Below are 21,257 nucleotides of genomic sequence, written 5' to 3' on the forward strand. Positions count from 1 at the left end.
ACTATATCGTCGATACATGAACCTCTCCCTGTCGCCCGAGGAATGGACGGCCGTCCGCCTCACCTTGGAGGTCGCGGCCAGAGCGGTCGGCTTCGGCCTGCCGCTTGCCGTCCTGACTGCCTGGGTCCTGACCCGGACGCGCTTTCCCGGACGCCCGGTCCTGAACGCGCTGGTGCATCTTCCGCTGGTCCTGCCGCCGGTCGTCACCGGCTGGCTGCTGCTGGTGCTGTTTGGCGTGCGTGGCCCACTCGGCGCCCTGCTGCAGCATTGGTTCGGCATCCGTCTGGTCTTCACCACCGCCGGCGCCGCCCTGGCCTGCGCGGTGATGACGTTTCCCATCATGGTCCGCTCCATCCGCCTGTCGCTCGAAGCAGTCGATCCGCGCCTGGAACAGGCGGCCCGCACGCTTGGCGCCGGGCGGCTGGACCGGCTGTTCAGCGTGACGCTGCCGCTGGCTTCGCCCGGCATCCTGGTCGGCGCCATCGTCGCCTATGCCACCTGCCTGGGCGAGTTCGGCGCCGTCATCACCTTTGCCGCCAATATTCCCGGCGAGACGCAGACCCTGCCGCTGGCGATCTACGCCGCCCTGCAGGTGCCGGGCGGCGAGGACAAGGCGGCGCAGCTGTCGTTGGTCTCGCTGTGCCTCGCCCTGGTCGGGCTGCTGCTGTCGGAATGGTTCGGCAAGCGCCTCAACCGGATGCTGGGCCGATGACGCTGGCCATCGCGCTGCGCCACCAGTTCCCGACGACGGCGGTGGACATGGCGTTCGAGGTGCCCTCGCCCGGCGTCACCGTGCTGTTCGGCCCGTCCGGATCCGGCAAGTCCACCGTGATCAACGCCGCCGCCGGCCTGTTGCGGCCCGACCGGTGCCGGATCGCGGTCGACGACCAGGTGTTGGCGGACACCGATGCCGGCATCTGGCTGCCGCCCGAAAAGCGGCATGTCGGGCTGGTATTCCAGGACTCCCGCCTGTTCCCGCACATGTCGGTGGAAACCAACCTGCGCTTCGGCTTGCGCCGCAGCGGCGGCGGACCGATCCCGTTCGACAGCGTGATCGACCTGCTGGGGATCGGCGCCCTGCTGCGCCGCCGCCCGCATACCCTGTCGGGGGGTGAACGCCAGCGCGTGGCAATCGGCAGAGCCCTGCTGGCACAGCCGCGCCTGCTGCTGATGGATGAGCCGCTGGCCAGCCTGGATGCGGCGAGGAAGGCGGAGATCATGCCGTTCCTGACGCGGCTGAAGACATCGCTGAAGCTGCCAATCCTGTATGTCACGCATTCGCTGGAAGAGGTGGCACATCTGGCGGATTCCCTGGTGCTGATCGAGGCGGGACGGGTCGCCGCCCATGGCCCGGCACCGAACGTCGCGGCCCGCGCCGACCTGCTGCTGGGCCAGCGCGACGATGCCGGCGGGATCGTGCCGTGCACCGTGGAATCCCATGACTCGCAGCGCCTGCTGACCTCGCTGCACGGCGGCGGGACCAGTTTCCTGGTTCCCTTGATGGATGCCCCCCTCGGCGCCCCCTGCCGCATCCGGATTCCGGCGCGGGAGGTCATCCTGGCCTCGCTGCCGCCGCAGGGCATCAGCCTGCACAACATCATCACCTGCCGCGTCCGCCAGACGGCGCCGGACCCGGCGGGTCAGACCGCGATGGTGGAACTGGCGCTGCCGGACGGCGCCCTGCTGTCCCGCGTGACGGCTGACGCGGTCGGCCGCCTTGCCCTGCGGCCCGGCACGCCCGTGCTGGCGCTGATCAAGTCGACATCGATCGAAATCCTGCGGGAGTGACGGATGTGCGGGAGTGACGGATGGCGGCCGTCAGGCCGTCGCCCGCAACGCGTTCCACTGCCAGGTGGTCGCCGTCACCCGCGCCGCGGTCAACGCCGAGGTCATCCTGCGACAGGCTTCCGGCGCACCCGCCCTGACGCACGCGCTTGATCAAATCACCAAACCGACGCAGTAATGATCCATCAATACTCGGGATAGTTCTCTGAATACACTGTTATATACTTCTATCATATGACGCCCGCTCAAACATCGAGAAATATTATCTTGCCACCCGCCCCGGGTCGTGCGACGACGCCGCATCGATGGACGTGGTGATTGCCGCGACACCGGCCCGCCAGGGCTTCGCGCGGATACGGGTCCGTGCCGGGACCGGTCGCGCGCGTCATGATTGCCGGAGATGCCTTCCCAAGCACGGTCGTGCTCCCGCGGAGGGCATGAGCCGGCCTGGAACGGAAAGGGGATCATCCCATGGCTGATACCACGGCGGAGTTCGAAGCGTTGCTCATGCAGCGCTCGCTGTCCGATCCGCAGCTTCTCGCGGCGGCCGAGACAGCGTCCGACTTCCGCATCCTCCCGGATGCAACGGTGCTCAAGATCGGCGGGCAGAGCGTGATCGACCGCGGCCGCGCCGCCGTCTATCCGCTGGTCGACGAAATCGTCGCCGCCCGCGCGCAGCACAAGATGCTGATCGGCACCGGCGCCGGCACCCGTGCGCGGCACCTGTACTCGATCGCCGCCCGCCTCAACCTGCCGGCCGGCGTGCTGTCCCAGTTGGGCGCGTCGGTCGCCAACCAGAACGCCGTCATGCTGGGTACATTGCTGGCGAAGCACGGCATTTCAGCGGTCGACGGCGCCGGCCTGTCCGCCGTGCCGCTCTATCTGGAGGAAGTGAATGCGGTCGTGTTCAGCGGCATGCCACCCTACGGGCTGTGGATGCGCCCGGCGGCCGAGGGCGTCATTCCGCCCTACCGCACCGATGCCGGCTGCTTCCTGGTGGCCGAACAGTTCGGCTGCAAGGCGATGATCTTCGTCAAGGACGAAGCCGGGCTGTATACCGACAACCCGAAGGCATCGAAGAATGCCGTCCTGATTCCCCGGATCACCGTCGATGAGATGAAGGCGAAGGGCCTGCACGACTCGGTCCTGGAGTTCCCGATGCTCGACCTGCTGCGGTCCGCCCGCCATGTGCGGGAGGTGCAGGTCATCAACGGCCTCGTCCCCGGCAACCTGACACGCGCGCTGAACGGCGAGCATGTCGGCACCATCATCACCGCGCGATAAGGGTGACCGCGATGTCCGGAACCACCAACACGATCAAGCACCTCGGGTCCCCCCTCGCGCGCCAGACGCTGCTGGACAAGACGCTCACGCGCCCGGTCGCCGGTCACCGGCCGATCCGCATCCTGCCCTGGCTGCAGGTCGTGAAGATCGGCGGACGGTCCATCATGGATCGCGGGCCGGAGGCGATTCTGCCGGTCGTGGCCGAACTGCGGAAACTGTTGCCGGAACACCGGCTGCTGATCCTGACCGGCGCCGGCATCCGCGCTCGGCATGTGTACAGCGTCGGCCTCGATCTGGGCCTGCCGTCCGGATCGCTCGCCCCGCTGGCCGCCAGCGAGGCCGGCCAGAACGGCCACATCCTGGCAGCGCTGCTCGCATCCGAAGGGGTGTCGTATGTCGAGCATCCGACGATCGCCAACCAGCTTGCGATCCATCTCACCGCGGCCCGGGCGGTGGTGGGAAGCGCCTTCCCGCCGTATCACCACCATGAGTTCCCGGACTCCCGCATTCCGATGCACAGGGCGGACACGGGCGCATTCCTGCTGGCCGACGCGCTGGGCGCGGCAGGGCTGACGATCGTGGAAGACGTGGACGGCATCTACACCACCGACCCGAACGGCCCCGATTGCGCGCTGGCGCGGCTGCTGCCGGAGATCAACGCGGCGGACCTGGCCAAGCTGCCGGGTACGCTGCCAGTCGATCGGGTCCTGCCGGAGGTCATGGCCAATGCCCGCCATATCCGGCGCGTGCAGATCGTGAATGGCCTGATGCCGGAGCGCATCACCGCCGCGCTGCGGGGTGAGCATGTCGGGACGATCATCCACACAAACGCAACCAGCTCGGCCTGACGGCCGCGGGCGACGGGACCGCCGCCGGCGGGAACCGGAACGTCTCGACGCAGTTCACCCGGGCGCGCAGGCCCTGATCGCCGCTTCGAAGCGATCCTTCGCGCCGGGCCCGCGGGCGAACGGCGACAGGATCGGCACGTCCATGCCGGAATGGCGGTAGGCTTCCACCCTGGCGCGGCATTCGGCCGCCGTGCCGGCGATGCTGGTGGCCTCGATCATCGCATCGCTGACGGCTCGTTCCGCCGCCGCGCGGTCGCCGCGCCGCCATGCCTCGGCCACCGCAGCCGCCTCGGCCGGAAATCCGTGTTCCGCCATCATCCGGTTATAGCGCGGGAAGAACCCGGCATAGAACGCGATCCCCGGCCGCACCGCGTCGATCGCCGCCTGGTGCGTATCGGCGACCGAGGTCGGCAGCAACGACGTGATCTCGATTACGGCAGGATCGCGCCCGGCCGCGCGTGCCGCCGCGTCGAGCCTCGCCCGCACCGATGCCGCGGTTCGCAGGGTGCTGCGCGTCAGGATGATGCCGTCCGCCAGCTCGCCGCACAGGGCGATCCCCTTTTCGAACACCGCCGACAGGTAGAGCGGGATGTCCCGGTATCGCGGCGCATACCAGAGGTCGAAATTCTCGATATGGATCGCGGCGCCATCGATGGCGGCGCTGCCGTCGCGCAACAGCGCGCGGACGAATGTCACCGTCTCCCGCGTCCGGGTCAGCGGTTTGGTGTATTCCACACCATGCTCCGGACCGACCTGGGCCTTGTGGCTGGACCCCAGGCCCAGGATGAAGCGGCCCTTCGACAGGTCGGCCACCGACGATGCGGCCATGGCGATGGTCGGTGCGCTGCGTACGAACACGCTGCTGATGCTGGTGCCGAGCCTGATCCGGCTGGTCCGCATGGCGCAGGCGGCCAGGATGGCGAACTGGTCGCCGCCATGCCCTTCGGCCACCCAGGCGGACTCATAGCCCAGGCTTTCCGCCAGGACGACCAGATCGACGATCTCGGCCGGGTTGGGGCCGCCGGAAATGGCGATGCCCAATCTGCTCATGCCAGTCTGCTCATGCCAGTCTGCTCATGCGATTCTGCTCATGCGATTCTGCTCATGCCAGTCTGCCCATGCGGCCGACCCTATCGGCGCAACCGGCCGTACAGCAAGAAGGCCGGGACATTGCCCGGCCTTCACGCATTCCGTCTGGCGAAATAAGGCGATCAGCCGCCGCCGCCGGCCATCCAGTTGTACTGGTTCGCGCTCTGCGGGGGTGGGTTGCGCCAGGAGGCGGCATTCGCCACGCCAATACCCAGGGTCACGGCAGCCAGGGCAGCCAAAACAAAAGTCTTCATCAGGTCCTCCAATACATGTCAGCACCGCCAGGCGGCGTTGACGGCCGGGAGATGAACCTTTTGCGGCGCGGGGATAATGCCCCGCGCGGACAGAAGATTTATGCGCGAAATCAGCAATGCGCCGGGTGCAACCGTCGCTTCCTTGCCATCGCATCCTGCATCACAATGCGAGTCTGGCTTCGCCGCGAATCCACGGGAACCGCCCATGACCCATATTCCGAACTCCATCCAGGCACGCGACATCGCCAGCCTGGTGCATCCGCAGACCAACCTGGCGTTGCATCGCGACATCGGGCCGGTGGTCATGGAGCGCGGCGAGGGTATCGCCGTCTATGACGACGCCGGCAACCGCTTCATCGATGCCGCCGCCGGGCTGTGGTGCGCCTCCCTGGGCTATGCCAGCGAGCGGCTGGCCAAGGTGGCGTATGAGCAGATGCGGCGCATGGGCTACTATCACCTGTACCGCCACAACACGCATCGGAACGGCGTCGAACTCGCGGAACGCCTGCTGAAGATCGCACCGGTTCCGATGAGCAAGGTGCTGTTCCAGTGCTCCGGTTCCGAGGCCAACGACACCGCGATCAAGCTGGTCTGGTACTACCACGCGGCAATCGGCAAACCACAGAAGCGCAAGATCATCGGCCGCAAAATGGGCTACCATGGTAGCACATCGGCCTCGATCAGCGCGTCCGGGAAGCCGGACATGCACGCCGATTTCGGCTTGCCCTTTCCCGAGTTCCGGCACACCGAATTCCCGCACTGGTACCGCAACCGCCAGCCGGGGGAGACCGAGGAACAGTTTGCCACGCGCATGGCCGATGCCCTGGAGGCGCTGATCCTGGCCGAGGGCCCGGACAGCTGCGCCGCCTTCATCGCCGAACCGGTGATGGGTGCCGGTGGCGGGATCGTGCCGCCCCGCACCTATTGGGAGAAGATGCAGGCGGTCATCCGCAAATACGACATGCTGTTCATCGCCGATGAGGTGATTTGCGGCTTCGGCCGCACCGGCGCGATGTGGGGCTGCGAGACCTTCGGGTTGAAGCCGGACATGATCTCCTGTGCCAAGGCCCTGTCAGCCGGGATGCAGCCGATCTCGGCGCTGATGGTGAATGACCGCGTATATCAGGCGATGCTGGACGAAAGCCGGAAGCTGGGCAATTTCGCCCATGGCTTCACCTATGCCGGACACCCGGTGACCACGGCGGTCGCATTGGAAACGCTGAACATCTACGAGGACATGGACATGCTGGGCCATGTCCGCCGCGTCGGCCCCTCTCTGCAGGCGGCGATCGGTGCCCTTGGCGCACATCCGCTGGTCGGCGATGTGCGCGGCGTCGGCATGCTGGCGGCGCTGGAGATGGTCAGCGACAAGACAACCGGCGCCGCTTTCGACCCGGCCCTGAAAATCGGCGCGCGGGTGGAGCAGGCGGCGCGCAGGCACGGCCTGATCGCCAGGTTCATCGGCGACCGGATCGCCTTCTCACCCCCGCTTATCGTCACCGAGGCCGATATCGACGATATCGCCGCGCGCACGAAACTGGCGCTGGACGAGGTATGGTCGGAGATCGGCAAGCCCGGCTGACCGGCCGGAGCGACCGGAGCGACCGGAGCGACCGGAGCGACCGGGACGGATCGCATGAACCGATCGCACGCTGGCAACCACACGCAGCTTCAGGTTGCCGCGCCTCCTTGCGGTTGAGACAAATTTTGGAACTGGTCCGCAATTCCGTGATAGGCCTGCCAGGTCGCCGCGATGACGATCTGGGGGAGGCTTCATGCATCTGATCCTGACGGCAGGCCTGGCCGGATTGGCCGTGCTCGCCGGCCTCTTCGTGGTCGCGTCGTTCCTGCTGCGAATCCGGCTACAGCGCCACGCAAGCGTCATCGCGGATGCCGAGCAGTTGAAACCCGTCGATCTGACGAGCGTGGTCAACGCGCACGTGTCGCCGGAGCAGCGGACCAACATCCCCGAACAGGAACTGTCACTGGCGAAGGCCGCGGTGGGACGGAAGCTGCGGGACAACTCGCGGACCTTGATCCTCGCCTGCTCCGCGCTGGTTGTCCTGGTCGGTGCCAATGCCATCTGGCGCATCGTCAATGCGCCGAAGCGGCCGCCCAGCTTCCGCGAGAGCGCCACCGGCGTCATTATTCCGCCGGTCGACGCGCTGCAGGCCATCACCGGGACCTGGGGATGGAAATACAACTCGCTGTTGTCCTGCAAGACCAATCCGCACACGATTACCCTGTCGGATGACAAGCGGCATCTGACGATCCGGTTCAAGCAGCCGCTGACCATCGGGTCGACCGGGGAGACGGTCGAAAGGTACGACTACACCGTCGTCAGCGCGGCACCGAACGAACTGGTGCTGGACCTGCAGGACGGCGGCAGCCGCAAAGACGAGATGGGGCGTCCGCTGCGCTGGGTGGTCCATTTCGAGGACAAGGATACCTACTACCTGAAGCGGAGCGATCTTTCGACGCAGGATACCGGCCTCATCGGCCGCTGTCCGTCACTGTAGCGGCTTCGTTACCACCGCTGTCGGCGAACATCCGCGCGGCCTCCCTTTGACAGACCCGCTGGAGCGGACCCGCTGGAGCAGATCCATCGGGGCAGACCGCTGGCGGTCACCGGCGGCTCGGCGGCACCACGTTCAAAGGGTCATTCCCGGTGGTCCGGACGGTCTATGGTCCCTTGCGCCGCCTGGCCATGCCGCGTCCCCGGCCACCGCCGCGCCGCTTGTCCAGGTCGTAGCCCCCGCCGCCCGGCCCCAGCGGTTCCGGCGTGCGGCCACGGACGGGACGCATCGCCGCGCTGGGCATCGGCGGCGGCGGCAAGCCGAGATCCAGCGCTTCCAGCCGCTTGATCTCGTCGCGGAACCGAGCGGCCTGCTCGAATTCCAGGTTGGAGGCGGCGTTGCGCATCTGCTTCTCCAACGCCGCGATGGCCGATTTCAGATCCTTACCGACGAATTCGGTCGTGGACGTGTCCTTTACCGGCGCAACGGTCACATAATCCTGTTCGTAGACGCTCTCCAGCACCTTGCCGATCTGCTTGCGGATCGAGGTCGGGGTAATCCCGTGCGCTTCGTTCCAGGCCCGCTGCTTGTTGCGCCGCCGCTCGGTTTCCTCGATTGCAACCCGCAACGACCGGGTCATCGTGTCGGCATACAGGATGACCCGTCCGTCCACGTTGCGCGCCGCTCGTCCGATCGTCTGGATCAACGAGGTCTGCGAGCGCAGGAAGCCTTCCTTGTCGGCGTCCAGGATCGCCACCAGCTCGCACTCGGGGATATCGAGCCCCTCGCGCAGCAGGTTGATGCCGACCAGCACGTCGAACACGCCCAGCCGCAGGTCGCGGATGATCTCGATGCGTTCCAGCGTGTCGATATCGGAATGGAGATAGCGGACCTTGATGCTGTGTTCCAGCATGTATTCGGTCAGCTCCTCGGCCATACGCTTGGTCAGCGTGGTAACCAGCACCCGTCCGCCGCGCGCCGCGACCGTCTTGCATTCGGCCAGCAGGTCGTCGACCTGGAATTCCACCGGCCGCACCTCGGTCACCGGGTCGATCAGGCCGGTGGGACGAATCACCTGCTCGACGAAGACGCCGGCGGTGCGCTCCATCTCCCACGGGCCGGGCGTGGCGGACACGAACAGGGATTGCGGGCGAAACCGGTCCCATTCCTCGAATTTCAGCGGCCGGTTATCGATGCAGGACGGCAGGCGGAAGCCGAATTCCGACAGCACGGATTTGCGGTTGAAGTCGCCACGATACATGCCGCCGATCTGCGGCACGGTCACATGGCTCTCATCGACGATCAGCAGCGCGTTCTCCGGCAGGTATTCGAACAGCGTGGGCGGCGGCTCCCCGGGGTTGCGGCCCGAGAGATAGCGCGAATAGTTCTCGATCCCCTTGCAGGAGCCGGTCGTCTCCATCATTTCGATGTCGAACGTGGTGCGCTGCTCCAGCCGTTGCGCCTCCAGCAGCTTGCCTTCCGCGTTCAGCTCCGCCAGCCGTTCCTTCAACTCGACCTTGATGTCGCGGACCGCCTGGGTCAGCGTCGGCCGCGGCGTGACATAGTGGCTGTTGGCGTAGACGGTGACTTCCTTCAGCTCGGCGGTCTTCTCCCCGGTCAGCGGGTCGAACTCGTGCACCGCCTCGATCTCATCGCCGAACAGGGTGACGCGCCATGCCCGGTCCTCGTAATGGCTCGGGAAGATGTCCACCGTTTCGCCGCGCAGGCGGAACGTGCCGCGCTGGAACGCGGTGTCGTTACGACGGTATTGCAGGTCCACCAGCGCCTTCGCCAGCACGTCGCGATCCACATGCCCGCCGACCTCCAGCTTCGCCACCATCTTGGCGTAGGTCTCCACCGACCCGATGCCGTAGATGCAGGACACCGAGGCGACCACGACGACGTCATTACGGTTCAGCAGCGACTGCGTCGCGGCATGGCGCATCCGGTCGATCTGTTCATTGATCTGGGCGTCCTTCTCGATATACGTGTCGGTGCGCGGAACATAGGCCTCCGGCTGGTAGTAATCGTAGTAGCTGACGAAATACTCCACCGCGTTGTCGGGGAAGAAATCCTTCATCTCCCCATACAACTGGGCGGCCAGCGTCTTGTTCGGCGCCAGGATCAGCGTGGGCTTCTGCACCGCCTCGATCACCTTCGCCATGGTGAATGTCTTGCCCGATCCGGTGACACCCAGCAGCACCTGGTCACGCTCCCCGTCCCGCACCCCGCGCGCCAGCTCGGCGATCGCGGTCGGCTGATCGCCGTTCGGCTCATACGGAGAGACCGCCGTCAGCCGCCTCGTCATCGGCCGAGCAGGCTGCTTCTGCGGCATGAACAGGGCGGGAGGCGGCCGCAACAGGGTCTGGGACATCAGCACACTCCTTGGAGAACAAAACATGGAGTGCCCGCCGTCCCGCGTCGAGAGGCGTATCGCCGCGGCCGCGCGAAACCGGCCGCCGTCAACCTTTCGGCAAGAAAATTCCGCCAGCCTGCAACCATGTGTTGCATCGGACTGGAGCTCCCTCTACACAGCGGGATCGGAACGGATTTTGACCCCGCACCAGCGGCAAAGGGAAACGGGTCTGCCTCCGGTCCGCGGCGCGCCGCCCAGGCCGCGCGGCCGCCTTCCCCTGCCAGCGGTGCCCATCTTGTCGAAACCGACGACCGGATCCGTTCTGTTCTGGTTGGACGTGGCCTTGCTGGCCGCGGCGTGGCCGCCTGTCGCGTGGCTGACATTGCACCCGCTAGGGGCGCCGACGGCCGCCGTGATCGGCACCGTATATGCCGCGTTCAACCTGTTGCTGCTGTTCGCGATGGGCCTGTACCGCCGCCAGGCCATCGTCGAGGCGCGGCGATCCGTGGCGCGGGTGCCGCTGGTGGTGGGAATGGGCGCCGCCTCATCGGCCGTGACGGTTGCCCTGCTGGCGCAGGCGGTGGAGCAACCGGTGCTCAGCCGCGCCGACCATGTGATGGCCTTCGCCGTCGCCAGCGTCACCTTCACCTTCTGCGCCTTCCTCGCGCGCGTGATCATGCGGCAGCTGCTGCGCTCCCACGTGCTGCGCCGGCGGCTGCTGATCGTCGGCGCCGGCCAGCGCGCCTGGGACCTGCTGCTGATGCTGGGCCGCGAGGGCAGCAGCCTGCATGACGACGTCACGCTGCTGCATCACCCCTCGCTCGGTCCGATCGATGACCGGCTGGTCACGGAACGGCCGACCGCGCTGCACCGGCTGGAACACTTCGAGGTCGCCGACCTCGCCCAGGCGACGAATGCCGACCTGATCATCGTCGCGCCGGACGAGCGGCGCGGCATGGATCTGGAGAAACTGCTGGCCTGCAAGAAGGCCGGCTATCCGGTGCTGCAATACCTGAGCTTCATAGAGCAGGAAATCCGCCGCATCGACCTGAAACGCATGGAGCTGGGCTGGCTGGTGTTCAGCGAGGGCTTCACCTTCAGCCTGATCGACCGCTTCCTGAAGCGGGTCTTCGACCTGGCGGTCAGCTCGGTCGTGTTGCTGCTGACGGCGCCGCTGCTGCTGGCCGCCATCGTCGCCATCCGGCTGGAAGGGCCGGGCGGGATTTTCTATCAGCAGGAACGCGTGACCAAGGATGGCCGGATCTTCCGCATCCTGAAGCTGCGGACGATGCGTCCGGATGCCGAGACGTCCGGCGCGGTCTGGGCGATGAAGAAGGACAGCCGCGTTACCCGGGCGGGCGGCTTCCTGCGGCGCACCCGGATCGACGAGCTGCCGCAACTGATCAACATCCTACGCGGCGACATGTCCTTCGTCGGCCCGCGCCCCGAACGTCCGATGTTCGTCGCCGAGCTGGCGGACAAGATCCCTTTGTACACCGAGCGCCATATGGTGAAGGCCGGCCTGACCGGCTGGGCGCAGATCAACTATCCCTATGGCGCCTCGATCGACGATGCGCGGTCGAAGCTGAGCTACGACCTGTATTACGTGAAGAACTTCTCGATCGCGTTCGACTTCATCATTCTGATGCAGACCTTGCGCGAAGTTTTGTGGCCGAGCGGCGCGCGGTAGCATCGGCCGCTCGGCCCACGGGGCGCGAAGTTTTGTGGCCGAGCGGGACGCGGTAGCATCGGCCGCTCGGCCACGGTGGGACGACATTCCCCGCTCTCAGGCGGCCTTGCGCCGGAACGCATCCAGGCTGCCGGCATGGATCAGCTCGCTGGGCAGTTGATGCCCGACGATCTCCTCGGCCAGGCGTCCGACCTCGATCAGCTTGTCCAGATCGACGCCGGTCTGAATGCCCATCTCCTCGCACAGCAGCACCAGTTCCTCGGTGCAGATATTGCCGGCCGCCTTGGGCTGACCGGCGAAGGGGCAGCCGCCCAGGCCGCCGACGGTCGAATCATAGCGGGTCACACCCAGCTTCAGGCCGGCATGCGCGTTGGCAACGGCCATGCCGCGCGTGTCGTGCAGATGCAGCGACAGCTTCATGTCCGGCCAATGATTGCGCACCGCGCCGATCACCCGCTCGATTCTGGCGGGCGTCGCCCAGCCCATGGTATCGGCGAGAGAGAACAGCTCGATTTTCGCACCGGTCTCCGCGGCGATCGCCAATCCGTCCTTGAGCGTGCCGATCACCTGGGCCGGCGTGATGTCGCCCTGGTAGTTGCAGCCGAACGCCGCCATCACGCCGATCCGCGTTACCGGCACGCCCTTGGACGCCTGCAGCAGCGCGTGCTTCCTCATCGCCTCCAGGTTTTCGGCGTGGGAGCGATGCAGGTTTTTTTGCGTAAACCCCTCGGACGCGGTCAGCGAGATCGCGCCGTTGATGGTCAGCTTGTCCTTGAACGCCAGCGCCCGCTCCAACCCGTTGCCGTTGAAGAACAATGGCGTGTACTCGATGCCCGGCCTCGCCGTGAAACCGGCAACCACGGCCTCGGCATCCGCCCAGCCGGGCACCAGGCGGGTGTTGACGAAGGAGCAGACCTGGATGTGCTTCAGCCCGGTCTCCGACAGCGCGTCGATCAGCTTGATCTTGTCGGCGGTCGCAATCGGCCCAGGCTCGATCTGGAACCCCTCGCGCGGGCCTTCCTCATGGATTTCGACGTGGCGCGGCAGATCGCTCATAGGGTGTTTCCTCCATCCAAATGGATCGGTGCCGCGAAGCCTAATACGGGAGCGTGACCGCCGATAGGGTCTCGCCGGCGACGATCCGGCCCTGGCCCATCGGGGGTCCGCGGTCCCGGTCCGCCGCCGGCGTCAGGCGCCGCTCAGCGCATAGGTCGCCGTCGCCTGTGCCACCAGCCGGCCGGCTGTTTCCTCCGAGATGCGGATATCCGTGGTATACAGCCGCCGCCCCGCCCGCAGCGGCGTGGCCATCGCCAGCAGCGGCAGTGCCAGCGCCGGGCGCAGGAAATTGATGGTCAGATCGACGGTCACCGCGTGCTCATCCCGCCGATCCGCCAGGATCAACGCGTACGCGGCGACATCGACCAGGGCGAACTGCACAGGGCCGGCGATGCTGCCGCCGGGCCGGGTGACGTGGTTGCCTTCACGCAGGCGCACCGCGCTGCGCTCGGGGACGGCCTCGACCACATCGATGTTGAACAGCGGCACCAGCGGCAGGCCCTGCTCGATATGGGCTCTGATACGGTCCAGGGTCCAGGCCGTGGCGTCGTTCGTCGTGGTGCCGTTCGTCGTGGTGCCGTTCGTCGTCGTGTCGTTCAAAGCAACGGTCCCGCGCTGTCGAGGTGCGGCACGTTACGGGACCGGCGGCGCCCCCGGCAACGGCCTCACCGCCCGGCTGCCGCCCGGCCGGCTGGCGCGCCAGCGGTATCGGCGTAGGATGAGCCGCCGAGGGGAACCGCCCCCCAACGAGCCGTCCCGGAAGGAAACGCCATGAAGATCAGCAGCTACGAAGCCACCATCCTGCGCATTCCCGAAGACGATCCGCTGGCCAACATGCCCGAGGACCCGAACCGCAAGCGGCCCATCGTCACCCTGCGGCTGCGCACCGATAACGGGATCGAGGGTATCGGCGTCACCTTCTACGGTGGCGCGATGACCGGCGCGCTGCACAAGGCGGTGGAAGAGCTGGCGGCGCTGACGATAGGCGAGGACCCGCTGCGGATCGCCCATATCATCAGCAGGATTCACGCCGGCACCGGGGATTCGTGCGGCCCGGCCGGTCTGTTTACGCTGGCGCTGTCGGCGATCGACGTGGCGCTGTGGGACATCAAGGGCAAGGCGCTGGACCAGCCATTGTGGAAGCTGCTCGGCGGCCACCGCGATCGGGTGCCAACCTATGCCTCCGGCTCCCTGCGCCGCGGCCTGACCGACGACCAGGCGCAGCGGGCAGCACAGATCCTGGTGCAGAAGGGTTTCCGGGAGATGAAGACCCAGATGGCCCTGCCCGGCACCCCGACGATCGCCGATGAGGTCCGCCGCGTCCGCGTGGTGCGGGAGGCGATCGGGCCGGACATCAAGCTGATGTGCGACATCAATCAGCGCTGGCGGCCGGAACAGGCGATCGATATCGGCCATCGGGTCGAGGATGTCGGCCTGTTCTGGCTGGAGGATGTCACCCGAGCCGATGATTTCCAGGGTCTCGCCCGCGTCACCGCCGCGCTGAAGACGCCGGTCGCCGGCGGGGAATATGTCTACGGCATCGAGCCGTTCCGGCAGATGATCCAGATGCACTCGGTGGACATTCCGATGATCGATATCTGCCGCGCCGGCGGCGTGACGCCATGGATGAAAATCGCCGGCATGGCCGAGGCGTTCAACCTGCCGGTGGTCAGCCACGTGATGCCGGAGATCCTGGTGCATCTGATCGCCGCCTGCCCGAACGGGCTGACGGTGGAGTACATGCCCTGGATGCTGTGCCTGTACGAGGAAACCCCGGCAGTGGAGAACGGCATGATGATCCTGCCGAACAAGCCCGGCCTGGGGCTGGCCTTCAACGAGAAGGCGGTTGCCTCGTTCAAGGCCTGACGGTTCGGGAGCGGGCCGCCGGCGGGACGTCCCCCCGCCCGGCGGCCCGGGTGGCCGCCAAGGCCGTGCATGACGTCGGCCTGCAGGAACCGGCCCTCAATCGGCGCGGTGCAGCGCGCCGCCGGGGTGCTGCTGATGGAATTGGGTCCGGAACGGATCTGCGACGCTGTCGGAATGGAATGGTCTCGGATCATGCCGACGGCACCGGCATCAGCATCGCGTCGGTGGCCGGCCGATGCGTCCTGGCCCGGCGCCGCTCTTTCCAATTCCAGCACCGCGCCTACACTGGCCCGACAGACACGGGAGGGGGCCATGGACCTGACATTGTCGGAGCCTTACCGGGAACTTCAGGCGGAGATCAGGGCATTCATCCGGGAGTGGGGCCATCTGTCACCGAAAGTCGGCGGCGGGCGAAAGCGGCCGGACCGGAAGACACTGGACTGGCAGAAGCGCCTGGTCGAGCACGGCTATGCCGGCCGCACGATTCCGAAGGAGTACGGCGGCTTCGGCGCGAAGCCCGACGTGATGGCGGCGGCGGTGATCGCGCAGGAGTTCGCCGCCGCCAATGTCTATGCCGGGCTGACCAACCAGGGCATCTCCATGCTGGTGCCGACGCTGTTGGAAGTCGGCACGGAGGCACAAAAGCGTGCCTATATCGAGCGCACCATTCGCGGCGACCTGATCTGGTGCCAGGGCTATTCCGAACCCGGCAACGGCAGCGACCTGGCAAACGCACAGACCAGGGCGGAACTGCGCGACGGCCATTGGGTCGTGAACGGACAGAAGATCTGGACCAGCTCGGCTCATTACGCTGACATGATGTTCTTGCTGTGCCGGACGGAACCCGATGCAAAGAAGCATGACGGGCTGTCCTATCTGCTGCTGTCGATGGATTCGCCGGGGCTGGAGCGCCGGCCGCTGAAAACGATGACCGGGCGCAGCGAATTCAACGAAGTGTTCTTCACCGACGTGAAGGTTCCCGCGGACCAGATCGTGCTGGGCCGCGGCAAGGGTTGGCACGTCGCCAACGTCACGCTGAAGCACGAACGCCTGATGATCGGCGATGCCGGCAAGATGTCGGCGCGGCTGGAACAGCTGATCACCTTGCTGCAGACGACGGAGATCGACGGCGTGAAGTTGATCGCCATGCCGGAATTCCGCGACCGTCTGCTGCGCCTGCAAGGCGAGGTGATGGCGTGGAAGGCCCATAACCTGCGTCTGCTGACCGAGGCCTCGCAGGACATCGATTCCGGCATCAAGCGCATGATCGTGAAATATGGCGGCACCATGCTGGGTTTCCGCCTGTCCTCGCTGGCTGTCGATGCGCTGGGCGCGGCCGGCCTTCCCTTCGCGGATCTGGCCGAGGAGGCGGAAGCGGACGACGCCACCACCTGGAACATCGACTACATGTATGATGTCGGCCTGATGATCGGTGGCGGGTCGAACAACATCCAGAAGAACATCATCGGCGAGCGCGGGCTGGACCTGCCGCGCGAACCCAAGGTGCAGAACGCCGCGGTGATCGGGGGGCGCTGACAATGGATTTCGGCCTCAGCCTGGAACAACGCCAGTTCGATGATTCGCTGCGCGCCTTCCTGACGGACCATCTGCCGATGGACCGGCTGCGGATGCTGGCGGCGTCTGGCACCGGTTTCGATGAGTCCTTATGGCGCGGGGCGGCGGAACTGGGCCTGCAAAGCCTGCCGATTCCGGAACGGTTCGGCGGCGCCGGCCTGGGCATCCTGGATGCCGCGATCGCGGCCGAGGCACTGGGCCATGCCGCGGCACCGCTGCCCTTCCTGGGCAGCGTGGTGATGGCGAGCCAGGCCTTCCTGCATAGCGCATCTCCCGCGCAGCAGGATGAATATCTGCCGCTGATCGCCGGGGGCGAGGCGCGGTTTGCCGTCGCCCTGCCCGGTTTCGCCGGGCAGACCGGCGACAACTCGGTCCGGCTGGATAACGGACGCCTGTCGGGCAGCATCACGGCCGTCGCAGATGCCGCCGCCGCCACGCACCTGCTGGTCTACCTGCCGGATGGCCATGCCGCATTGACCGCCGTGGACGCACCCGGCGTTTCGGTGACGACGAGCCTGGCGCTGGACCGCACGCGCGCGATCAGCGACGTCCGGTTCGACGCCGTCATCATTGAACGGCTGGATGCCGCCAACGCACCCATGGCAGCCGCCCGGCGCGTGCTGGACGCCGGCCGCGTGATCCTGGCCGCCGACACCGTGGGCGCGGCGCAGCACATGCTGGATGCGGCTGTCGCCTATGCGAAGGAGCGTGTGCAGTTCGGCCGCGTCATCGGCAGTTTCCAGGGCGTGAAATACATGCTGGTGGATTGCGTCACCATGCTGGAGCCCTGCCGCGGGATGGTCTGGTACGCCGCCTATGCGCAGGACTCGCTGCCGGACGAGGCGCGCCTGACCGCCTGCCACGTCAAGGCCCATGTCAGCGACGTCGCCCGCGATGTCGCGCGCATCACCACCGAGGCCCATGGCGGGATGGGATTCACCGACCTGCTGGGGCTGCATCACTGGTTCAAGCGCATCGCCTTCAACCGCCAGATCCTGGGCGGCCCCGAACGCTGTCGCGAGGAAGCGGCGGAGCTGCAAGGCTGGACGATAAACCCATAACGAAACGACGGAGGAAACGGGCATGTCTATCCTGGTCATCGGCGGCACCGGCTTCATCGGGTTGCGCGTCATCCGCCTGCTGGCGGAGCGCGGCGAGGAGATCGTCTGCATGGATATCAATCCCGCCGCGGCGCGGTTCGACGACCTGGGCAAGCAGGTCCGGGTGATCCGCGGGGACGTGACGCAGTTCGACGATGTGGCGGCGGTCACCACCGAAACGAAACCGTCACGCGTGCTGAATCTGTCATACCACCTGGGCGACCACCCGCCGCATGTCGCCACCAAGCTGAACATCATCGGCATGGACAACTGCTTCGAGGCCGCACGCCTGTGCGGGGTCAACCGGGTGGTCTATGCCAGTTCGCTCGCGGTCAGCGGGCAGCAGAAGCATTTCGGGGACCGCCCGGTGACCGAGGAGGACTACCAGTACGGCGATTACCAGTACGCGCAGCACAAGCGGTTCAACGAGTTCCAGGCGGCGGACTACAACCGTAAATACGGAATGACTATCACCGGCGTCCGCCCGGCCAACGTCACCGGCCCCGACAAGGTGCGCGGATCGGTCGACCATGTGAACTGCGTCACCCAGCCGGCGCGCGGCAAGCCGATCTCCTTCCCCTTCGCGGATGCGATGCGCTGCCCGATCCATGTCGACGATATCGCCGAGGTCTTCGTGCGGGTGCTGCTGAAGGACAAGCCAGCCCACAGCATCTACAACTCGGGCGGCCAGCCGATCAGCCTGGGCGCGCTGGCGGATATCGTCCGCGGCTACCTGCCGGACGCGCAGATCAGCTTCGACAAGCAGACCGGCGGCAAGGAAAGCTCCGGCAACTACCTGATCGACAACCGCCGGCTGGTGGAGGAATTCGGCGTTCAGTACCGGCCCTACACGGAACGCGTGTTGCAGATCATTAACGAAGTCCGTGCGCAGGAAGGGCTGCCGCCGGTCAAGGCCTGACCGCGGGGGCCGGCCAACCGGCCTGACCGCTCGCGACCTATGCCACCGTCTCGGCACGCCCGAACGGGTGACACAGCAGCGGCGACACCGGCACGGCGTCCAGGGTCACGAAGCGCGTTCCGGCCTCGCGCAGGGCGGCGATCCCGGCCGCCAGGCCTTCGCCGCTGGGCCGGTGCGGCTGGTTGACATGCCCGATGATGACATCGCCGCTGACCGCGGCCTGAACGCGGTGCATTACCGCGGCGGCGGGAAGCGAAGCACCCTGATCGGCGTTCAGGGAATAGGCGGCCACGCGAAAGCCCAGCGCCTCGATCGCCTGCATGGCATCCGACGAATACAGCGCAGTCGCACCCCGATACCAGGTTGGCCGCGGGGCGCCATGCGCGACAACCGCGGCAGCGCCCGCCTCCACCTCATGCCGGATCACCTCCAGCGTTCCCGCGACAGGCAGGCCGTAGATATGCCGCTGTCCCAGGATCGGCGGCAGGTGGCGTTCCCCGTGATCCTGCAGGCTGAACAGGTCGGGCCGCGCCATCAGGGACGCCAGCACCGGCGCATTGCCGCGCAGCCACAGCGCGGTGACGAAGATCGTTGCCGGAACCGCATGGTCCAGCAGCACCCGGATCACCCGCATGTCCGAACCGCCGCCACAGGCATCCAATGTCAGCGCCACGGTGCGCGGGCCACCGAGCGGTATCGCCAGACGCATGCGCGGATCGATGATGATGTCCGGGTTGTTCCCCGGACCGCTCCTGGAACCGTTCGCGAACCCGTTCCCGAAACCGGCCCCTGGCAGGCAGCCAGACACGCCCGCGGCGGTGAGCAGCCCGGCGGCGAGCAGCCTCTGACCCAAACGACGCCGAGACAGACCGCCGCAGACATTACACATAGACAGCGTCCATGAGACAGCGTCCATTCCAGGCCGATGATGGCCGATACGGCGCAGCAAGCACGCGCGACCCAGGGGGTTCAATGGAAAAGACCAACGACACGCCCAATGCCGGTCTGCGCCTGACGCATGTGGATGATCCGCCGCCCGAATTCCGAGCGGAACTGGGTCAACGGATCAATGCTTTCCATGCCCGGACGGTGCCGTTCACCTCCAGCCGCTTTGGCCTGCGCCTGACCGACGGCGCGGGCGAACTCGCGGGCGGGCTCAGCGGCCTGATGTCGTGGGGATGGCTGTTCATTGATGCGGTCTGGGTTCGCGCCGACCAGCGCCGGCGTGGCACCGGCCGCCGGCTGATGAACGCCGCGGAACGCCACGCCGCGGCGCAGGGCTGCCACGGCGTCTGGCTGGACACGTTCCAGGCGCGCGGTTTCTACGAAACCCTCGGCTACGAAGTCTTCGGCGCGCTGAACAACTATCCGGGCGGCCAGAGCCGTTACTTCCTGCGCAAGACCCTGCTCGCCGCGCGGGATCAGGACGCGGCCGGCGGATGATGGCGGCTCAGATGGCTATCGACCTCCATTCTCAGCTCATCCACCATGGTGGCGCTGACCGGATCGATTGCCTCGATCGCGGTCAGGATGGTCTGGCAGGTTTCGCGCAGGGCCGCCAACAGCCCGTCGCCGGCTTCCGCCAGCACGGCGTGCAGCCGCGCGGCATGCGCGACATGGCCCTTCCCGGCGAGTGCGTCCGCTACCCGCCGTGCGGAAGCCAAGGTATCGTCCGGCATGGCGTCTCTCTCCCCATCACGAACCAGCCGGTCGGTCCGCCGGCCGATGCACCTTCATATGGTCCACCACATCCGCCACACCGGGCGCGGCCCAGGCAGCGGTCTCGGCAATCCGGCGCTGCACAAAGCTGGGCACCGTGCCGGACAGCGTGACCCGGTTGCCGTCCACCTCCACCACGACGGCGCCGGCGTCCAGTTCCGAATGCCGGGCGAACGCGCGCAGCACGCGATCCCGCAGTTCGGCGGCCACGCCCGGTCGCGCACGCACCTCGATCCGATTCTCGATGCCGACCACCCCTTCGAGCTGGTGCACCCGCTCTTCGGCCACGCTCCGCAGATGCGGCCCGTCCACCGTGCCGGTCAGCGTGATCACGCCGGACGCCGCACTGGCGGCGATCGCATGGGCCGGGATCAGCGAATCCCACGCCAGCAGCCGGGCCGCCCGGCTGGCCAGTTCGAGATCCGATGGCTGTGCCGGCGGCTGCACGGCCAGGGAATCGCGCACGCCGACCACGCCGCGCAAATGCCAGATCGTGCGGTTGGCGATCTTCTTCTCGGCCAGGGACCGCACGATGCCGGACAGATGCACCACCCCGTCATGCACCTGCACCGTGATCCGCTCGGCGTCGAGATGTGGCGCCCATTCCAGTTCCTCTGCCACAGCGTGCTGCAAGGCGCTGTCATCCATGACGAAACCCCTTTCGAGCGCGACTCCCTTACGGAGACACCCCTTTTGACGGACGGCCTTTCACCGGTAGCATGGGGCCCGATGCTGCGACCGGCATTGAGGCAACTCAAGACCCCGCATTGGCGGCCAGGCCATCGTCGCAACGCGGACCGGGAATAAGCGGATCAGGAATAAAGGGGGATCATATGACGAATCGCACCGGCATCATGCCGCTGCTGCTTGGCGTGGCGGGCATGCTCGCCGCCGGCACATCCATCGCCGCCGCGGCCGGGGATCCCCGGGGACAGAAACTCGCAGAGCAATACTGCACCCGCTGTCATGTGATCGATCAATCCGGCAAGGCCGGCTGGACCAACGCCCCATCCTTCATGTCGCTCGCCAACCGGCCCGGCACGACCATGCAGTCGCTGGAAAAAGTCATCGGCCAGCCGCACATGGACATGGTGAACCTGCCCCGCCCGCCGGCGGAAACCCAGGCGATCGCCGCCTATATCATGAGCCTGCGCACACAGTAGAATATGGTCATGTGGACCATGACAGGGTCGGTCCGGT

Annotated in this window: 22 protein-coding genes; 14 read left to right on the forward strand and 8 right to left on the reverse strand. The window is 66.8% G+C overall.

From position 1 onward, the window contains the following. The first annotated feature begins 16 nt into the window (after positions 1–16). From modB to VHC04_RS20020, 5 genes are all read left to right on the forward strand, one after another. Positions 17–712, forward strand: coding sequence for a molybdate ABC transporter permease subunit (gene modB, locus VHC04_RS20000; RefSeq protein ID WP_325684495.1), 696 nt, complete (start codon positions 17–19; stop codon positions 710–712). Then, entirely contained in the window at positions 709–1,788 is a 1,080-nt protein-coding gene (modC, locus tag VHC04_RS20005; RefSeq protein ID WP_325684496.1) for a molybdenum ABC transporter ATP-binding protein, read from the forward strand. The genes modB and modC overlap by 4 nt, the downstream gene beginning before the upstream one ends. A gap of 13 nt (positions 1,789–1,801) precedes the next feature. Further along, complete coding sequence (locus VHC04_RS20010; RefSeq protein WP_325684497.1) at positions 1,802–1,963, forward strand: hypothetical protein; 162 nt, start codon at positions 1,802–1,804, stop codon at positions 1,961–1,963. 293 nt (positions 1,964–2,256) lie between these two features. Beyond that, a complete protein-coding gene (locus VHC04_RS20015; RefSeq protein WP_325684498.1) occupies positions 2,257–3,069 on the forward strand; it encodes a uridine kinase in 813 nt (270 codons plus the stop codon). 11 nt (positions 3,070–3,080) lie between these two features. Further along, entirely contained in the window at positions 3,081–3,917 is an 837-nt protein-coding gene (locus tag VHC04_RS20020; RefSeq protein ID WP_325684499.1) for a molybdenum storage protein subunit alpha, read from the forward strand. Between the two features lie 54 nt (positions 3,918–3,971). On the opposite strand, the gene VHC04_RS20025 is transcribed toward VHC04_RS20020, so the two are convergent. Continuing rightward, complete coding sequence (locus VHC04_RS20025; RefSeq protein WP_325684500.1) at positions 3,972–4,967, reverse strand: LLM class flavin-dependent oxidoreductase; 996 nt, start codon at positions 4,965–4,967, stop codon at positions 3,972–3,974. A gap of 161 nt (positions 4,968–5,128) precedes the next feature. Continuing rightward, positions 5,129–5,260, reverse strand: coding sequence for a hypothetical protein (locus VHC04_RS20030; RefSeq protein WP_325684501.1), 132 nt, complete (start codon positions 5,258–5,260; stop codon positions 5,129–5,131). A gap of 205 nt (positions 5,261–5,465) precedes the next feature. Here VHC04_RS20030 and VHC04_RS20035 point away from each other — a divergent pair, with 205 nt between their 5' ends. Then, a complete protein-coding gene (locus VHC04_RS20035) occupies positions 5,466–6,842 on the forward strand; it encodes an aminotransferase (RefSeq protein WP_325684502.1) in 1,377 nt (458 codons plus the stop codon). Between the two features lie 193 nt (positions 6,843–7,035). Next, positions 7,036–7,779 carry a hypothetical protein gene (locus VHC04_RS20040; RefSeq protein ID WP_325684503.1) on the forward strand — a complete coding sequence of 248 codons (744 nt, stop codon included), beginning with the start codon at positions 7,036–7,038 and terminating at the stop codon, positions 7,777–7,779. Between the two features lie 163 nt (positions 7,780–7,942). On the opposite strand, the gene uvrB is transcribed toward VHC04_RS20040, so the two are convergent. Beyond that, on the reverse strand, positions 7,943–10,150 hold the full coding sequence (gene uvrB, locus VHC04_RS20045) for an excinuclease ABC subunit UvrB (protein WP_325684504.1): 2,208 nt from the start codon (positions 10,148–10,150) through the stop codon (positions 7,943–7,945). 277 nt (positions 10,151–10,427) lie between these two features. Here uvrB and VHC04_RS20050 point away from each other — a divergent pair, with 277 nt between their 5' ends. Continuing rightward, a complete protein-coding gene (locus VHC04_RS20050; RefSeq protein WP_325684505.1) occupies positions 10,428–11,822 on the forward strand; it encodes a TIGR03013 family XrtA/PEP-CTERM system glycosyltransferase in 1,395 nt (464 codons plus the stop codon). 96 nt (positions 11,823–11,918) lie between these two features. On the opposite strand, the gene VHC04_RS20055 is transcribed toward VHC04_RS20050, so the two are convergent. Both VHC04_RS20055 and VHC04_RS20060 read right to left on the reverse strand, forming a co-directional pair. After that, positions 11,919–12,878 carry a hydroxymethylglutaryl-CoA lyase gene (locus VHC04_RS20055; RefSeq protein WP_325684506.1) on the reverse strand — a complete coding sequence of 320 codons (960 nt, stop codon included), beginning with the start codon at positions 12,876–12,878 and terminating at the stop codon, positions 11,919–11,921. A 132-nt stretch (positions 12,879–13,010) separates the two neighbouring features. Next, positions 13,011–13,478, reverse strand: a complete 468-nt coding sequence (locus VHC04_RS20060; protein WP_325684507.1) for a PaaI family thioesterase — start codon at positions 13,476–13,478, stop codon at positions 13,011–13,013. Between the two features lie 171 nt (positions 13,479–13,649). On the opposite strand from VHC04_RS20060, the gene VHC04_RS20065 reads away from it, so the two are divergent. From VHC04_RS20065 to VHC04_RS20080, 4 genes are all read left to right on the forward strand, one after another. Then, complete coding sequence (locus VHC04_RS20065) at positions 13,650–14,744, forward strand: mandelate racemase/muconate lactonizing enzyme family protein (RefSeq protein WP_325684508.1); 1,095 nt, start codon at positions 13,650–13,652, stop codon at positions 14,742–14,744. Positions 14,745–15,056: 312 nt separating this feature from the next. After that, a complete protein-coding gene (locus VHC04_RS20070; RefSeq protein ID WP_325684509.1) occupies positions 15,057–16,280 on the forward strand; it encodes an acyl-CoA dehydrogenase family protein in 1,224 nt (407 codons plus the stop codon). 2 nt (positions 16,281–16,282) lie between these two features. Further along, positions 16,283–17,380 carry an acyl-CoA dehydrogenase family protein gene (locus VHC04_RS20075; protein ID WP_325684510.1) on the forward strand — a complete coding sequence of 366 codons (1,098 nt, stop codon included), beginning with the start codon at positions 16,283–16,285 and terminating at the stop codon, positions 17,378–17,380. A 22-nt stretch (positions 17,381–17,402) separates the two neighbouring features. Beyond that, positions 17,403–18,338 (forward strand): NAD-dependent epimerase/dehydratase family protein, encoded by a 936-nt coding sequence (locus VHC04_RS20080; RefSeq protein ID WP_325684511.1) that lies wholly within the window; start codon positions 17,403–17,405, stop codon positions 18,336–18,338. 37 nt (positions 18,339–18,375) lie between these two features. Here the strand turns inward: VHC04_RS20080 and VHC04_RS20085 are convergent, their stop codons facing one another. Further along, complete coding sequence (locus VHC04_RS20085; protein WP_325684512.1) at positions 18,376–19,047, reverse strand: polysaccharide deacetylase family protein; 672 nt, start codon at positions 19,045–19,047, stop codon at positions 18,376–18,378. Positions 19,048–19,310: 263 nt separating this feature from the next. On the opposite strand from VHC04_RS20085, the gene VHC04_RS20090 reads away from it, so the two are divergent. Then, on the forward strand, positions 19,311–19,781 hold the full coding sequence (locus VHC04_RS20090) for a GNAT family N-acetyltransferase (protein ID WP_325684513.1): 471 nt from the start codon (positions 19,311–19,313) through the stop codon (positions 19,779–19,781). Here VHC04_RS20090 and VHC04_RS20095 read toward each other — a convergent pair. Further along, positions 19,760–20,017 carry a hypothetical protein gene (locus VHC04_RS20095; protein WP_325684514.1) on the reverse strand — a complete coding sequence of 86 codons (258 nt, stop codon included), beginning with the start codon at positions 20,015–20,017 and terminating at the stop codon, positions 19,760–19,762. The genes VHC04_RS20090 and VHC04_RS20095 overlap by 22 nt on opposite strands. A 16-nt stretch (positions 20,018–20,033) precedes the next feature. Continuing rightward, positions 20,034–20,705 (reverse strand): BON domain-containing protein, encoded by a 672-nt coding sequence (locus VHC04_RS20100; RefSeq protein WP_325684515.1) that lies wholly within the window; start codon positions 20,703–20,705, stop codon positions 20,034–20,036. A gap of 185 nt (positions 20,706–20,890) precedes the next feature. On the opposite strand from VHC04_RS20100, the gene VHC04_RS20105 reads away from it, so the two are divergent. Beyond that, a complete protein-coding gene (locus tag VHC04_RS20105; protein ID WP_325684516.1) occupies positions 20,891–21,220 on the forward strand; it encodes a c-type cytochrome in 330 nt (109 codons plus the stop codon). The last annotated feature ends 37 nt before the right edge of the window (positions 21,221–21,257 follow it).

This window comes from Rhodopila sp., from assembly GCF_035548095.1.
In the GTDB taxonomy this organism is placed as follows: domain Bacteria; phylum Pseudomonadota; class Alphaproteobacteria; order Acetobacterales; family Acetobacteraceae; genus Rhodopila.

Bases quoted from the DNA above. Each gene is read 5' to 3' on its own strand.
- VHC04_RS20100 (WP_325684515.1), bottom strand. From the start codon at position 20,705: ATGGATGACAGCGCCTTGCAGCACGCTGTGGCAGAGGAACTGGAATGG.
- VHC04_RS20080 (WP_325684511.1), top strand. From the start codon at position 17,403: ATGTCTATCCTGGTCATCGGCGGCACCGGCTTCATCGGGTTGCGCGTC.
- VHC04_RS20055 (WP_325684506.1), bottom strand. From the start codon at position 12,878: ATGAGCGATCTGCCGCGCCACGTCGAAATCCATGAGGAAGGCCCGCGC.
- VHC04_RS20065 (WP_325684508.1), top strand. From the start codon at position 13,650: ATGAAGATCAGCAGCTACGAAGCCACCATCCTGCGCATTCCCGAAGAC.
- VHC04_RS20085 (WP_325684512.1), bottom strand. From the start codon at position 19,047: ATGCGTCTGGCGATACCGCTCGGTGGCCCGCGCACCGTGGCGCTGACA.
- VHC04_RS20040 (WP_325684503.1), top strand. From the start codon at position 7,036: ATGCATCTGATCCTGACGGCAGGCCTGGCCGGATTGGCCGTGCTCGCC.
- VHC04_RS20070 (WP_325684509.1), top strand. From the start codon at position 15,057: ATGGACCTGACATTGTCGGAGCCTTACCGGGAACTTCAGGCGGAGATC.
- VHC04_RS20020 (WP_325684499.1), top strand. From the start codon at position 3,081: ATGTCCGGAACCACCAACACGATCAAGCACCTCGGGTCCCCCCTCGCG.
- VHC04_RS20095 (WP_325684514.1), bottom strand. From the start codon at position 20,017: ATGCCGGACGATACCTTGGCTTCCGCACGGCGGGTAGCGGACGCACTC.
- modC (WP_325684496.1), top strand. From the start codon at position 709: ATGACGCTGGCCATCGCGCTGCGCCACCAGTTCCCGACGACGGCGGTG.
- modB (WP_325684495.1), top strand. From the start codon at position 17: ATGAACCTCTCCCTGTCGCCCGAGGAATGGACGGCCGTCCGCCTCACC.
- VHC04_RS20105 (WP_325684516.1), top strand. From the start codon at position 20,891: ATGACGAATCGCACCGGCATCATGCCGCTGCTGCTTGGCGTGGCGGGC.
- VHC04_RS20075 (WP_325684510.1), top strand. From the start codon at position 16,283: ATGGATTTCGGCCTCAGCCTGGAACAACGCCAGTTCGATGATTCGCTG.
- VHC04_RS20030 (WP_325684501.1), bottom strand. From the start codon at position 5,260: ATGAAGACTTTTGTTTTGGCTGCCCTGGCTGCCGTGACCCTGGGTATT.
- VHC04_RS20090 (WP_325684513.1), top strand. From the start codon at position 19,311: ATGGAAAAGACCAACGACACGCCCAATGCCGGTCTGCGCCTGACGCAT.
- VHC04_RS20035 (WP_325684502.1), top strand. From the start codon at position 5,466: ATGACCCATATTCCGAACTCCATCCAGGCACGCGACATCGCCAGCCTG.
- VHC04_RS20025 (WP_325684500.1), bottom strand. From the start codon at position 4,967: ATGAGCAGATTGGGCATCGCCATTTCCGGCGGCCCCAACCCGGCCGAG.
- VHC04_RS20015 (WP_325684498.1), top strand. From the start codon at position 2,257: ATGGCTGATACCACGGCGGAGTTCGAAGCGTTGCTCATGCAGCGCTCG.
- uvrB (WP_325684504.1), bottom strand. From the start codon at position 10,150: ATGTCCCAGACCCTGTTGCGGCCGCCTCCCGCCCTGTTCATGCCGCAG.